Origin of the sequence: Saliphagus infecundisoli, from assembly GCF_020177375.1 — an archaeon.
Classification (GTDB): domain Archaea; phylum Halobacteriota; class Halobacteria; order Halobacteriales; family Natrialbaceae; genus Saliphagus; species Saliphagus infecundisoli.
Map to the genome: position 1 here is coordinate 47322 of NZ_JAIWHV010000013.1, position 13904 is coordinate 61225.

Sequence of the window (13904 nt, forward strand, 5' to 3'; positions counted from 1 at the left end):
GGGCCTGCCGAAGTATCCTTGGGGGTACTGGTCGATCTACTGGTCACGCTAGGTCCACTCTCCGTCGTGTTTGGTACTGTGGCGGCTCTCGCCGACTTGATCCATGTTTTCGGAGCGCCGGTCGGTCTCGATCGTACCCGGACAGAGCACGTTCAAACTGATCCTGTGGTGGCCGTACTGGGTCGCTAACAGCCGCGAAAGCCCGATAATGCCGCTTCTGGCCAACGAGTAGGCGATCTGGCCGATACCGTCCAGACCGTTGACCGACGACAGTGTGAACGATCGACCACCCGCCGCCCTCAACCATCACCGGGAGGCCGGAAAGAGCAACTTCAGATTGAGGTCGACAGTCCGAACCGCTTCGAGGTTAGTCCGTTCGAGATAGGACAGAGTGATCTGGGCTGAAGTAGGTGGAGTGTGAGAAGACATGAGTTCACGCTTGTCACCAGTGATCGGCCGATGACTTTTAGAATAGAACAGTGACGCATCTACGAGGCCTCTTTCCCTGAGTCGATACCACCTGTTCGGGGGAGTGTCTCTTTCTGATAGTCATCGGCCGATAAAAGGGGTGGAATGAATAAGAACTCCTGAGGTGGGTTCGAATTAACTGGCAGGTCCACTAAACCGTGGCGTCTACAAGGGCCGCGACCTCGGCCGGTTCGGAGACGTCACAGGCGACTTTCGCCGTCTCGATTCCGTGTTCCGTCTCGAGTTCCCGGTCACCGTTCGACGTCCGCCCCGTCCCGCGCGGAGAAGACGACGGCAGTACCCTCCTCGACGAACCGGTCGACGATTGCTCGTCCGACCCGCGGATTCCTCCGTTTACGGTCGAGACATCGCCCGCGAGCACTCCAGTAATTTCGTTGGTCATCGCCGGCGATTTCCCCCCACTAACTTACCGGATCGGGTCCCCCAAGAGCCTTGATCTCCCGCTCGAAACGAGAGGATATGATCGATGAACACGCCGTTGACGAGCTCTCGATCGAGACAAAGATCGGACAACTCCTTCACATCGGGATCGGACTCGGACACTTTGAAACCGATACCGGGTGGCCTGCCGAGGAGATGGCGGACGTAGTCGACGAACTCCGGCCGGGCGCGGTCCGGATCTACGGGACTCATCGGGCCGGCCCCTACGCCATGGCGGAGTACACGAACTGCCTCCAGGAGTTGGCAGACGGGACCGACCACGCCATCCCCCTGCTGCTCTCGGCGGATTGCGAGTACGGCACCGTCGATATCGTCGGCCACGGAACCCAAGCGTATCCCTCGCTGATGGGCCGGACGGCAACGGGCGATCCCGATCTCGCCCGCGAGGTCTCGGCGGCGATCGCCCGCGACGCATGCTCAATGGGTCTCTCGCTGACCCATCGGCCGGTCGCCGACGTCCATACTAACCCTGACAATCCCGTGATCGGCGTCCGCTCTCCCGGAACTGACCCCGCGACCGTCTCGCAGTACGCGACCGCCGCTCTCGAGGGGATCCACGACGTCGGAGGGATCGGAGTCGCGAAACACTTCCCCGGCCACGGCGATACCGAACTCGACTCCCACCACGAACTCCCCCATGTCACTGACGACCGGGAGACGATAGAGAGAGTCCACCTCCCACCCTTCGAGGTACTGATCGAGGAGGGCATCGACTGTATCATGACCTCCCACGTCGTCGTGGATGCCATCGACCCCGATCGGCCGGCGACGCTCTCCAAACCCGTGTTAACCGGGTTGCTTCGCGAGGACCTCGGCTTCGAGGGCGTCGTCGTCACCGACGCGATGATGATGGACGCGGTCGCCGAGAACTACGGCGTCGGCGAGGCCGCCGTCCGCGCGGTCGCCGCGGGCGCAGACCTCGTCCTCACGGGCTACGTCCCCCACGAGGACCTCCGGGAAACGCGCGACGCGCTCCTCGCCGCAGTGGAGGGCGGCGACCTCCCCGAATCGCGGATCGACCGCTCGGTCGAGCGGATCCTCGCGCTTAAGGAGCGTGCGGGCGCGACCGACCGGCGACGGGTCGATCCTGTCGAGGCCCTCGAGGTGACGGGAAGGGAGACCCACCGGTCGCTCGCCCGAGAGGCCTACGAGCGCTCCGTGACCCTCCTCGCCGACGACGGCCTCCCGATCGGCGGGAACGACGCCGTCTTGCTGACCGGGGTCCGGGGGGTGGGCGCGCTCGAACCCCACTTTGACCGGGCGTTCGGACCCGTCGTGACCTGCTCGCTGGCCCCCGACGGGACCCGAACATCCGCGAACTCGAAACCCGCCACGGAGCCCACAACTGACGCGCTCCAGACGGTCCGGACGCTCGCCGCCGACGTCGACCGCGCCGTCGTGACGACCTACAGTCGGGAGGCATTCCCCGAGAGCCAGCGGCGGTTGGTCGAGAACGTCGCCGAGGAGGCGTCGACAACCGTCGTCTCGCTCGGCCTGCCGAACGAGTTTTCGGAGCTTTCGGGGGTCGGCTACCTCGGGACCTACCTTCAGGATCGCCTTGGATTGCCCGATCCCGTCCCCGACGCCGCCAGTCAGGCGATCGTCGGGACTCTCCGGGAGCCGCCGGCGGTTCGGGAGTCGTTGCCGATCGGCGACCGGTAGTATCAGGCCGTCCCGCCCTCTGTGCCGTCGAGAGCGTGCCGGAGAACGGCCTCGTAGAGCGCGAACTGGGCCTCGAGAATCCCCTCGTGGTCGATCTCCCCCGAATATCCGTCGGCGAGCCCGTGGGCGGACTCGTGGAGCAGGGGGAGGGTGCCACTCGTGTGGTGGGCGGCGCTCAGCAGGTTGAAGTACGGCGGCGGAGACCCGCTCTCGGCTGCGACCTCGATCGGATCGTACGCCGAGAGATCCTGTTCGTAGAGGGCTTCGTTGTACGACCGGTGGATCGCCCGGGCGTCGGCCTGGGCCTCGAGGGGGACGTAGGAGGTCCGGACGAACCCGGGCGGGTAGGCGTGGCTGTGAAGCGAGAGGGTGACGTCGGGGGCCTCGCGGCGGACGGCGTCGAGGATGGCGGGCGCCTCCGGCCCCATCGGGTCGAAGAACTCATCGTGCATCGGGTTAATCCCGTCGTCGTCGAAGTAACACCCGAGAAAGTCGACCTCGTCGCCGGTCATCGGATGGTGCCCCTTCGCGTCGGGGTAGCCGGTGAGCCGGTTGTCGCTCCGGGTGCCCTGGCCCCAGAACTCGAGGTCGGTGAGGGTCATTCCCGCAAGCGAGCGGGGCTCGAACCGTGCGAGTCCGTCGGGGTTGCCACAGGGGATGACGACGAGTCGACAGCGATCTGCGAGGATCCGCAGTGTCGGCCGCTCGTTGTCTGCAAGATCCCGGCCCGTTTCGAGGACCGACAGCAGGTTACAGAGACCGGTCAGCCCCTCGACCTCGTGGCCGTGGACTGGCCCCAGAAGGAAGACGACTGGCCGGTCGCGCTCCCCTCGGTCGACGTAGCGGGTCGGGTCGCGGGCGGCGACCGCGGAGTTGTAGTTCGCCCGCCGGTCGCGGTCGGTCGACTCGCCGTAGGTGACGGCGTGGATCGGTCGGTCGCCGGGCGACCGGGCGAGTTCCTCGATTCGCCCGCGGTCGATGGCTGCCAGCTGATCGGTGACCCCCTTGCGGTCGCCGACCCAGAACTCGGGGAGGTCGCGGTCGGGAATCCGCTCGACGGCCTCCGCATGGGTCATGGTGTCCGTCTCCTCGCTCATGGGATCGATCGACGGAGCCGTTCGGGTTAAAGCTTCTCCAGCGGCCGGGAGGGCCGGTCGCCGACGACGTTCCGAACGAAATAACCAATAGTTTTAATGAGAGTCAGGGAGAGCTAGACGTTGCCATGTCAGATACTGCCAGAGAAGAGAGCGGCGGGGACGAGTCTGAGAAGAGCGTCTCACGGGAGCCTGATCGGCGGCGGTTCATGCGGGGAACGGCCGTCGCGCTCGGGCTCTCGGGGGCCGGCGTCTCCGGGAGCGCGGCGGCCGAGGGAGACGAGAAGGACGACGGCGAGGACGGCAGCGAGGGTTGGGAGGTCGAGTCCGTCTCCGACCCCGAGGGCGTGGTCTCGGCGTCCCACCCGATCGCCGCCGAGGTCGGCGCCGAAGTACTGGAATCGGGCGGCAACGCCTTCGACGCCGCGGCGGCGGTCCAGCTCGCGCTGACGGTCGTCGACCCCTACGGCTCCGGGCTCGGCGGCAGCGGGATGCTTGTGGGGTACTCCGCGAGCGAGGACGGTCCGGTCACGCTGAACTGCCAGGCCCGCGCGCCGATCGACGCCTCCGTCGGGATGCGCTACGACGACGAGGGGAACCTGAAGCCGCCCGCCCAGCGTTCCTACGGCGGGATCTCGATCGGGACGCCCGGGACGCTGCGCGGGCTCGACGTCATGCTCAAGCGGTGGGGCACCCGCTCGCTGGGCGACCTCGCGACCCGACCCAGAGAGATCGCCGCCGAGGGGTTCGAGCTCGACGAACGGGTCGCGAGCGTCCTCTCGGCGGTTGTCTGGCGGATGAACGACGCCGCCCTCGAGATCTGGGCGCCCGACGGCGAGCCCCTCGAGGCCGGCGACCTCGTCGTCCAGGAGGACCTCGCGGGGACGCTGTCGCTGATCGAGGAGGGAGGGATCGACCCCTTCTACCGGGGCGAGATCGGCGAGGCGATCGTCGACCTCGTCCAGGACGCGGGCGGGGTCATGGAGATGGCCGACCTTCGGAGCTACCGTCCGACGATCGACCCGCCGACCCGGGTGACCTACGAGGATTCCCATCCGACGATCGGGAAGGCAGTCGACGTGCTCTCGACTCCCCCGCCGGTCGAAGGGGGTCTCGTCGTTCCTGGGATGCTGAAGATCATAGAGGGGATGGAGCTTCCGGACGATCCACTGTCGGCGACGCGCTACCACCGGACGTGGGCCGCCCGTGCGACGATCGAGAACCCCATGATCTCGACGACGGGCGACCCTGAGTTCGTCGACGTCCCGGTTCGAGGAATCCTCTCGGACGACCTGATCGCGAGCCGCCGTGACCTGATCGACCCCGACGAGCGAAACCCCGACCTCCTGGGTGCCGAGAGCGACCCGTGGGCCCGCCAGCCTGGCGAGCCCTGGACGACGGACCCGCCCGTCGGCGTCGACGACGGGGACGTCCCCGGGGAGTTCGAGCCGCCGACGACCGAGGACACGACCCACTTCTCGGTCGCCGACGGCGAGGGCAACGTCGTCTCCTTCACCGGCACGCTCTCCTCGGGCTTCGGCACCGGTGCCGTGGTCCCCGGCTACGGCTTCTTCCTCAACAACTCGATCGCCCAGCTCGGCGAGACCGGCCCCGACCGCCTGGGCCCGCTCCGGCGGTACAACACCACCGCCGCGCCGACGCTCGTCCTCCGGGACGGGGAACCGTTCCTCACGTGTGGCTCGCCCGGCGGCATCGTCATCTCCCAGGTCGTCGCCGACGTCCTCGTCAACGTCCTCGAGTACGGGATGAGCCTGGAGGAGGCCGTCGCCCACCCGCGGATGTACGTCTTCACCGGCGAGTACGAGGCGGCGGTCCCCGAGGACACGATCGACGGGCTCGAGTCGATGGGGTACACGATGGCCGACGAGCCCACGGGGCCGCTGGGCGACACGCAGATGGTCGCCGTCGACCGCGACGGCCCGATGGGCGTCTACGATCCCCGCCGGGGCGGCGGCGTCGTCGGCGCCAGCGGCGAGGACGTCGGCCGCCCGCCGCGTGGGCCCCCGGCGGACGTCCCCGGTAGGGGCCCGCCAGGGCTCGGCGAGGAGGACGACCATCCCGGCGGCCCGCCGGGCGAGGGCGGCGACCACCCCGGAAACGGGAACGATCCGCCGGGCCACGGCGGCGACCGTCCGGGCCGGGGAAACGGCGGCCCGCCCTGATCACGACGAGCCGGTCGGGTTCCAGGCTTCCCCGGCCTCCACCGGGAGCAGCCGATCGCCGTCGGTGAACCCTTCCGGCCGGCCCGCGAGCCGATCGACGAGCCGGTCGCGCCACGTCGGGAGTTCCTCGGAGCGCTCGCCGGCGAGGTTGCGGGTCTCGAGGGGGTCGTCCGCGAGGTCGAAGAGGAGTTCGTCGCCCGTCGTGGGGTGCCAGACGTACTTCGCGTCCTCGCTCACGAGGAACTGCGTCCCCGTCTTCGGGTCGTAGGTCGGCCCGTGTTCGCCGTGATAGTGAGAGCGCCACTCCGCGTCCCCCTCCATCAGCGGCCACAGCGACCGGCCGTCGACCGATCCGGGGACCTCGACGCCCGCCGCCTCGAGGATCGTCGGGAGGAGGTCCTCGAGCCCGACCGGTCGGGGGACCTCCCGGCCCCTCGGACGCTCCACCCGGTCCGGGGGACGGACGATCAGGGGGACCCGGGCGGAGCCCTCGTAGGCGAAGGTCTTCCGCCAGAGGCCGTGGTCGCCGAGCATATCGCCGTGATCCGAGGCGAAGATCACGAGGGTATTCTCCAGATCGGCGGCCCGGAGCAGCCGCCCGATCTGGCGGTCGACGTGGGTCACCGAGCCGTAGTAGCCCACCCGGGCCCGGTGGACGACCTCGCGGGGGAGGTCCGCGAGCCAGGCGTTCGTCGACGGGTACGCCGGAACCCGATCGCCGTATATTCCCCTCGCCCAGTCGCCGACCGGCGGGTCGGGGATCTCCCGCCCGTCGTAGTGCTCCCAGGCGGCCCGCGGCGGGTCGTAGGGCTGGTGGGGCCGGACGTAGGAGACGTAGTGGAAGAACGGCCGCGTCGGGTCCCGGTCGTCGAGGAACTCGATCGCCCGATCGGTGGTCCAGACCGTCGGGTGGGCCTGCTCGTCTAAGTGCCAGGGCCGGGCGTCCCAGGAGTTTCGCCCGACGCCGTGGCCGATCTCGTCGGCGCCTTCGCGTTCGCGGGCGAGCCACCGGGAGTAGTCGTCCTCGCGTCCCGAGAGGCCGGCGTGGAGGACCGTCTCCTCGAACCCGATCCGGTTGCCGGCCGGAATCGCGTGGGTCTTCCCGGTCAGTCGCGTCCGGTAGCCCGCCTCCCGGAGGAGGCCGGCCAGCGTCGGCTCGAACGTCCAGGGTCGCCCGTGGTAGGTCGTCGCGTCGACGTTCGCGGGGCGTCGCCCGGTCCAGAGACACCGCCTGGCGGGGATCGACGACGGTGCCGGGGTGTACGCCCGGGTGAACATCGCCCCCTCGCCGACGAGCGAGTCGAGCGTCGGCGTGTGGACCAGCGGGTCGCCGTGGGCGTCCCGGGGACTCGCCGGATCGGCCCCGATCGCGCTCCCCCGGTGCTGGTCGGTCGTGATCAACAGCACGTTCGGTCGATCGGCCATACGCCGGCTACGACGGATTCCGCCTTACGTCTGGTGCCCGTTCGAAGGCCCCGGAGGGGGGCGCCGATCTACTCGACCTCGACGGTATCGGCGTAGACGTACTCCTCCCCGCCGATCGTCGCGAGGAGGGTGAACTCGTACGTTCCAGCCTCCCCGTAGGTGTGCCGGAGGTAGTGTCCGGAGGCCTCGTAGCCATCGCCGAACTCCCACTCGGCGTCCCAGACGTCATCGCCGACGATCTCGAAGACGTACTCCCGATCGGCGAGCCAGTCCTCCCGGCGGACGTCGTACACCTCCTCGGCGGGCGGCCCGTCGCCGCCGTCGCTCGGTCCTCCCTCGACCTCGATCGTCTCGGTGTAGGTGTACTCCTCGCCGTCGATCGTCGCGGTGAGGGTAACCTCGTACGTGCCGTCCTCCTCGTAGGTATGCCGGACGTAATGGCCCGACGCACGGGTGTCGTCGCCGAACTCCCAGTCGGCCGCCCAGACGTCGTTGCCGACGATCTCGAGGATGTACTCTCGCTCGTCGAGCCAGTGTTCCTGGCGAACGTCGAGCACCTCCGAAACCGGCGGCCGCTCGCCGCCGGGCGACCACGAGGTCGCGAGCGGAACCCGGACGTCGTCGCCCTCGCCGATGACGTAGTGGTAGCCCCCGTCCTCGAGTTCGTCGGGATCGACGAAGTCCCGGGTGAAGGTCTTCTTCCCGACGTCGAACGCGAGGGTGTTCCCGCTCGACTCGACTCCCTCGATCGGGTAGGCGCCGTTGCCCCGGCCGCGCTGGTCGCGCTCGTCGATGCGTTCTTTCGGGTCCGGATCTCCCTGGTGGGGATTCGTATCGTCGTTGTCGACGTAGACGAAGCCGGCGTGGCGGTCGACGTGACGGCGGTCTCCATCGGCCTGGACCTCGAGTTCGTTGTCTAGGGTCATCCCCTTCGTGAAGGCGTCGACGGTCCCGCGGACCTCGTTCGCGTTCTCCTGGATCAACTGGCCGTCGGTGGTGGGCTGGAGTCGGGTCCCGTCGTGGACGTACGCGTACTCGGGCTCCCCGTCCTCGACCGAATAGAGCCCGAAGAACCCCCTGAACTGGAAGGTGTCGTCGACGGTGAGCGTCGCGTCGCTATCGAGCGAACGGACCACGTAGTCCGTGCGTCCGTTCGAGAGGGTCACCTTCAGCGCGTGGCCCTCGCCGCCCGTGACGTCGGCCTCCTCGATCGACTCGACGGCGCGGTCGCCCTCGTAGTGCTCGATCACGGACGTGAACGTGGTCTCCATCTCCGACCCGCTCCGGTCGAGGAAGGCGTATCTCAGATCGTCCTCCGGCGCGGACCCGCCGCTGCTGTCGGGCGGATGGGCGTCGGCGAGGGCGACCTCGTCGAAGTCGCCGATGCTGGTCAGCCGAAGGTGGACCTCCTCGGCGTCGTCGTCCCGGAAGTTGTAGTGGTCCTCGACGTCCCAGTCGACGGTGACCTTCTCCGACGGATCGTCGTCGCGCTCGACGTTATCGAAGTAGTTCATCCCCGAGCCCGCAGAGCGGGGATCCCGAGTGCTATCGTAGTCGTCGTCGCCGTAGGGAACGTCCGGACCGGCGAGCGTTCCGCCCTCCTGGGCCTCGAGATCGAGTCCCTCGGTGGTAACTCCGGCTTTCGTCGCGTGGAAGCCGTATCGGTGGTGGTCGCCGCCGGCGACGTCGAAGAAGTCGACGGCGTAGGAGCGTTCCTGGCCGACGGTGATCAGGGCGGTCGTCCGACGGTACTCCTCCGTGGCGTCGTAGCAGTGTGGCGCCTCGACGTCGATCAGGTCGACCCGCTCGTCGTCCCCCTCGAAGTGGCGAGGATTGCCGACCCAGTGGTGTTTCTGGCCGCGTTCGTCGACCATCACCGTGTTGTGACTGATCGTGTTGTCGGTGTACATCCGGCTCGGGGGATGGTCGCCGGTTTCGGCCGGATACCCGACGTCCCGGGCGAGGTCCATTTCGTTGGCCGCGACGCCGATCTGGAGCGTGTCCCGGTGGGCGTGGGAGGTGCCACCGCCCTCGACGCCGTTGCGGCCGTAATACATCCACACCGCGCGCTTGACGTTCCCGAGGGTGACCTTCTCCTTTCGCTCGCGCTCCCGTTCGTCGAGCAGCGTCAGGTAGTACAGCGCCATGCTGTAGCCGCCCGCGTCGTCGTTCTGTCCGACACAGTCCCAGCGCATCGTGGAGGTCCCCTCGGGGAGGTCTCGGACGTACGTCAGGACCTCCCGACCGCTGCCGTCGGCCATGAAGTCGACCGTGTCGACGTACTCGTCGTCGATGTAAAGTTCGTAGATGCCGTACGTGCCGACGAACAGCGCCTCGATCTCGAGTTCGTACTCGCCTGCCTCCTCGACGTCGAACTCGAAGCTCCACCACTCGCCCGCCTCGTCGGCCTCGAACTGGATGGCCTCGTCGAAGCTGTCGTCGACCGCCGCGGAGGCGTCGGCGAACAGGTCGGAGGTGTCGTAGGTCACGCCGAACGAGCCGGCGGTGTAGTTCTCCCCGTCGCGAAGCGCCGCGAAGCCGAAGCCCGCGAGGTTCGTACTCGGGACGTCGAGGGGGCCCTCGGCGTCGATGACCGACTGGATCTCGTCGGCGAGGCCCTCGGGTTCGGCGTCGTAGATCGATCCCCGCATCCCCGCCGTCGAGTAGCCGTTCGAGTAGTGCCACAACTGGGCGAACTCCGGGTCGCCCGTCACCTCGTAGCCGGCTTCGATCGCGCTCGTGCTCCACTCGGTTCCCGACGGATAGTGGGTGTCGCCCAGCGCGGGCGAAAACGAGTCCAATAGGAGCAGGTCAGCGTTGATCTTCAGGGCGTTCTGGAACTTCGGATGCTGGTAGAGGTTCGCCCCGTCGAACCCGTCGTACCCCTGGAGGTTCTCGGCGACCTGGCGGATTGAGGACATCCGGATCCGGTTGTAGCCGAGCGATCCCTCGTGCCAGTAGCCGTCCCGATCCGCCTCGTCTACGATCGGCGCCAGCACGTTCCCGCCGGTCGTGTACCAGTTCTCGGGCTCCTCGTTCCAGACGTCGCCGTCGAAGACCTCCTCGCCCGGCTGGAACACCCACTCGAGGGCCTCGCGGGTGTAGCCGGCCTCGCGCGTGTCGTCCTGGACGCGCGCCGAGATCGCGACCGCCGAGAGCTGTCCCCGTCCGGGGGCCATCTGTGAATCCTTGGCCGCGGGAAGCATCTCCTGAACGTAGTTCTCCTCGATGTTCTCGTGGACCGCCACGGCCGAGTCCTTTCCCTCCAGTCCGGGATACTCCTCGGTCTTTCCGTCGAGGAACTCGACGACCGCGTCCGCGACGTCCTGGTCGTCCAGGGCGGGGAAGAAGGCGTCGTAGGCGACGAGCAGGTTGCGGGCCAGATTCCCCTCCCAGTGGGAGCCAATGATCCGTCCGGTCTGTCGGCCGCCGTGGTTGTTCCAGAAGCCGTCGGCGTTTCGCTGGTAGTCCGCGATGGTCATCTCGGGGTAGACGTCGGCGATACGGTCCAGCATCACCAGCCCGGCGATCGCGTACTCGGGGTCCTCGGCGAGCAGGTAGCCGTCGGACAACGAGGCCAGAATCCGTCTGATGCCGCCGGGTCGCCAGACGAACCAGTGGTTGTAGTAGGCGACGAGGTTCCAGCGGTTGCCCTCGCCCAGACCGAGGTCGTCCTCGCCGTCGATCCACCCCCAGCCGTCGTCTACGCCCCAGCCCTCGCCCATCTCGGGGTGTTCCTCGTTGACCAGCAGCGAGTCGTCCGCGAGGTCGGGGTCGAACATCCCGCGGTCGTCCAGCCCGCTCTCGCGATAGGCCCCGAAGTCGTTCGTCGGGAGGACCAGGTTCCCCTCGCCGTGGGGGTCGGAGACCGTCGTCTCGATCTTCCAGGGACGGTCGGTTCCCGGGCTACTGATCCCTCCCAGGACGTTCCGCTCGGCCGCGATGCCGCCAGCACGGGGAACCTTTTGAGACGTCACCAGACTCCAGAGCCGGTCTAAGTCTCGGTCGTATGCGTCGAGGCGGCCCTCGGCCCCGCTGACCGCGCCGTCGCGTTCGTTCTCCGCCCAGTCGTAGCGGTCGATGTTCTGCTGGGCGTTCTCGCGGTCCGCTTCGGTCCACATCGTCGGCCGCGTCTTGCGGTGGTACTGCCCGTCACCTTCCTGGGTGGCCGTTCCGGTTGGCGAGAGCAGTCCGCCGATCACACCGACACCGGTCGTCGCGAGCATCGACCGCCGCGACACGTCGAACCGCCCCGTCCGATCGAGGACCGAACTCAGCCCCTCCCGGGACCAGTCGTTGCCGTTTCCGTCGGTATCGTTGGGTGCCATCCGTTCACACGATACACCCGGGAATAATATATCTTTTGGAAATTACTACTAACACCGAGCGATGAACGTCGTCGGAGCGAGCGGAAACGGCGATCACGGAGGGTCCCGACTGGCGTCTCCGCTACGAACATCCGACGGACGCCGCGACCTCCGACCCGCTTTCAGGGCCGGTCGAGCACGCCACGCCCGTCGCGCTCGGCGACCTCGAGAAGCCACTCGAGGGCATCGACGTACGCCGACGCGGTCTCGGGGTACACCACCCGCCCCGAATCGCGAAGCCCGGTCAACGTCTCGATCGTTTCCTCGTACTCCGAGCGGGCCTCCGTTGGCGAGAGATCGGGAAGCGAGCGATCCGGATGGGCCGGCGGGTCGGGATCCGAGCGCTTCCAGTTCGTCGGGAGGATCAGCCCACCGAGCTCCCGGTAGACGTCTCCCCCGTCGGGGACGAACGGGCCGAGCGCGTGACGGGTCACCGTGGACGAGATCGCGGATCCACCCTCGACGGGGTCGGGGTTCCAGAGCCGGTCGGCGAACAGGGGAATCGCCGACGGGAGCGCCCGCTCGAAATACTGCCGTCGCTCCTCGCTCGAGGGCTCCCAGGCGGCGAGTTCGCCGCCGCCGACCATCGACTCCCGTCCCTCGGGGACGCTCGGGCGGCGCCGGGGCGCCCAGCCGCGCATGTACTCCTCCCCGATCCACCCCCGGACGTAGGCCGCGTGGACGTAGGAGTTGACCACCTCGAACCCCTCCTCGACGAACCGCGCCATGCTACAGCCATCGACGGGTCCGCGGCCCGGGGCGGCGACGCGCCAGAACTGGATCAGAATATTTCTGGGGAGGTCCGGCGACTCCGAGACGTCGATCTGGTCGTTCCAGAGCATGGTCCGCCGGTCGTGGCTCTCGAGGAAGCCGTGGAGCCGGCGGACGAACGAATAGAAGTGGTCGGTCGGCGTCTCGAAGCCCTCGGCGGCCATCCGCTCCCGGCAGTCCGCACACTCCTCCCAGGAGTGGCCGTGCATCTCCCACTCGTCGCCTCCGAGGTGGACGACCTCGAAGGGAAACACCTCGATCACCTCCTCCAAGAGGGTCTCGAGGAACTCGTAGCTCTCCTCGCTCCCGATACAGATCGTCCGGTCGGAGGGCTCGCCGTCCGGAACGGTACACCGGAGTTCGGGATGGCGCTCGAGAACGTGTTCTGCGTGGGCCGGGACGTCGATCTCGGGGACGATCTCGATCCCGCGTCGGCCGGCGTACGCGACCAGCTCCTCGACGTCGTCCGGCGAGTACGCCGGGCGCTCGCTCCCGTCGAGATCGCGGTTCAGCTCCGGGTAGGCCGTAGACTCGAGGGCGTACCCCTCGTCGTCGAGCAGGTGGAGGTGGAGTCGGTTCAGCTTCGCCCGGGCGGCCTGGTCGATCCGCCGTTTGACCCGTTCGACGGAGAGAAAGCCCCGAGCGGGGTCGAGCATGAGCCCGCGCCAGTTGGTCTCCGGCCAGTCGTGGATTTTCCCTGCCGGAAGCGTCCACCTCTCTCCGTCCCGGACGAGGGCCGTCACGAGCGACTGGCAACCGTGGCGGAGCCCGGCAGTTGTCGCGGACCGGATCTCGACGGCGTCGGCATCCGGATCCGCACGGAGGACGTATCCCTCCGGGTCGTCGAACCGCTCGCTTGGCTTCTTAATGATCTCCAGTTGGACGTCGGCCCCCTCGACTCCCGCTTCGATTCGGCGGGAAGGTTCGGTCGTCTCCCGCTTGAGGAGATCCCCGAGAAGCGATGCGGCCGGATCGACGTCGCCACCGCTCGAGGAAATACGGAACGGCGGTTCGATCCGGACGACGTCCGACCCCCTCCGAACGTGGCGCGGCCTCGGCAGGACGGGCGGCTCGGTCATGGTTCCGACGAGGGAACCGACCAGCTTAACCGTTTTCCCGCCAGGAGAAAAAGTACCAATCTTAGCGCGAAGGAAGCCGCCGAGTAAGGATATATTGTTTTCATGATAACATAGAATAATTTTCATGTCTTTCTACGATCAGTTGAGAGGTCCCCTACCACGGGTTCTGCAAAACGGCGAAAATACCGATTTCAAAGGTGACCGCTTCACGGACTGTTATCGGGGTGTATGAAGGATTCTATAACACCCTCTGGTGACTCAATGATGCTCAACCGCATGGTTCAGAAGGCGCGCCAGCGAGACGTATTTTCCTGCGAAGGTATGGCAGGGCATATACATCTTCGCGGTATTTTTGCATCATGTAGGCCTCTCGTATTGGCCTTTCGAGCTCGT

Annotated in this window: 8 protein-coding genes; 2 read left to right on the plus strand and 6 right to left on the minus strand. The window is 67.4% G+C overall.

What is annotated here, in order from left to right; translation table 11 throughout:
- Positions 1-48: 48 nt before the first annotated feature.
- Positions 49-303, minus strand: coding sequence for an SDR family NAD(P)-dependent oxidoreductase (locus LCF40_RS23710; protein WP_224828969.1), 255 nt, complete (start codon positions 301-303; stop codon positions 49-51).
- Positions 304-619: 316 nt separating this feature from the next.
- Positions 620-871 (minus strand): hypothetical protein, encoded by a 252-nt coding sequence (locus LCF40_RS14580; protein ID WP_224828970.1) that lies wholly within the window; start codon positions 869-871, stop codon positions 620-622.
- A gap of 77 nt (positions 872-948) precedes the next feature.
- On the opposite strand from LCF40_RS14580, the gene LCF40_RS14585 reads away from it, so the two are divergent.
- Positions 949-2592: a glycoside hydrolase family 3 protein gene (locus tag LCF40_RS14585; RefSeq protein ID WP_224828971.1), complete on the plus strand. Its 1644-nt coding sequence runs from the start codon at positions 949-951 to the stop codon at positions 2590-2592.
- A gap of 2 nt (positions 2593-2594) precedes the next feature.
- On the opposite strand, the gene LCF40_RS14590 is transcribed toward LCF40_RS14585, so the two are convergent.
- Complete coding sequence (locus LCF40_RS14590) at positions 2595-3689, minus strand: M14 family zinc carboxypeptidase (RefSeq protein ID WP_224828972.1); 1095 nt, start codon at positions 3687-3689, stop codon at positions 2595-2597.
- 125 nt (positions 3690-3814) lie between these two features.
- On the opposite strand from LCF40_RS14590, the gene LCF40_RS14595 reads away from it, so the two are divergent.
- A complete protein-coding gene (locus LCF40_RS14595; RefSeq protein ID WP_224828973.1) occupies positions 3815-5869 on the plus strand; it encodes a gamma-glutamyltransferase family protein in 2055 nt (684 codons plus the stop codon).
- Here LCF40_RS14595 and LCF40_RS14600 read toward each other — a convergent pair whose 3' ends face one another.
- The 3 genes from LCF40_RS14600 to LCF40_RS14610 all read right to left on the minus strand — a co-directional run bounded on the left by LCF40_RS14600 (position 5870) and on the right by LCF40_RS14610 (position 13511).
- Complete coding sequence (locus tag LCF40_RS14600; protein ID WP_224828974.1) at positions 5870-7294, minus strand: sulfatase-like hydrolase/transferase; 1425 nt, start codon at positions 7292-7294, stop codon at positions 5870-5872.
- A gap of 68 nt (positions 7295-7362) precedes the next feature.
- Positions 7363-11622 carry a PKD domain-containing protein gene (locus LCF40_RS14605; RefSeq protein WP_224828975.1) on the minus strand — a complete coding sequence of 1420 codons (4260 nt, stop codon included), beginning with the start codon at positions 11620-11622 and terminating at the stop codon, positions 7363-7365.
- A gap of 161 nt (positions 11623-11783) precedes the next feature.
- Complete coding sequence (locus tag LCF40_RS14610) at positions 11784-13511, minus strand: family 20 glycosylhydrolase (protein ID WP_224828976.1); 1728 nt, start codon at positions 13509-13511, stop codon at positions 11784-11786.
- Positions 13512-13904: the final 393 nt, after the last annotated feature.

Bases quoted from the DNA above. Each gene is read 5' to 3' on its own strand.
- LCF40_RS14580 (WP_224828970.1), bottom strand. From the start codon at position 871: ATGACCAACGAAATTACTGGAGTGCTCGCGGGCGATGTCTCGACCGTA.
- LCF40_RS14585 (WP_224828971.1), top strand. From the start codon at position 949: ATGATCGATGAACACGCCGTTGACGAGCTCTCGATCGAGACAAAGATC.
- LCF40_RS14590 (WP_224828972.1), bottom strand. From the start codon at position 3,689: ATGAGCGAGGAGACGGACACCATGACCCATGCGGAGGCCGTCGAGCGG.
- LCF40_RS14595 (WP_224828973.1), top strand. From the start codon at position 3,815: ATGTCAGATACTGCCAGAGAAGAGAGCGGCGGGGACGAGTCTGAGAAG.
- LCF40_RS14600 (WP_224828974.1), bottom strand. From the start codon at position 7,294: ATGGCCGATCGACCGAACGTGCTGTTGATCACGACCGACCAGCACCGG.
- LCF40_RS14605 (WP_224828975.1), bottom strand. From the start codon at position 11,622: ATGGCACCCAACGATACCGACGGAAACGGCAACGACTGGTCCCGGGAG.
- LCF40_RS14610 (WP_224828976.1), bottom strand. From the start codon at position 13,511: ATGACCGAGCCGCCCGTCCTGCCGAGGCCGCGCCACGTTCGGAGGGGG.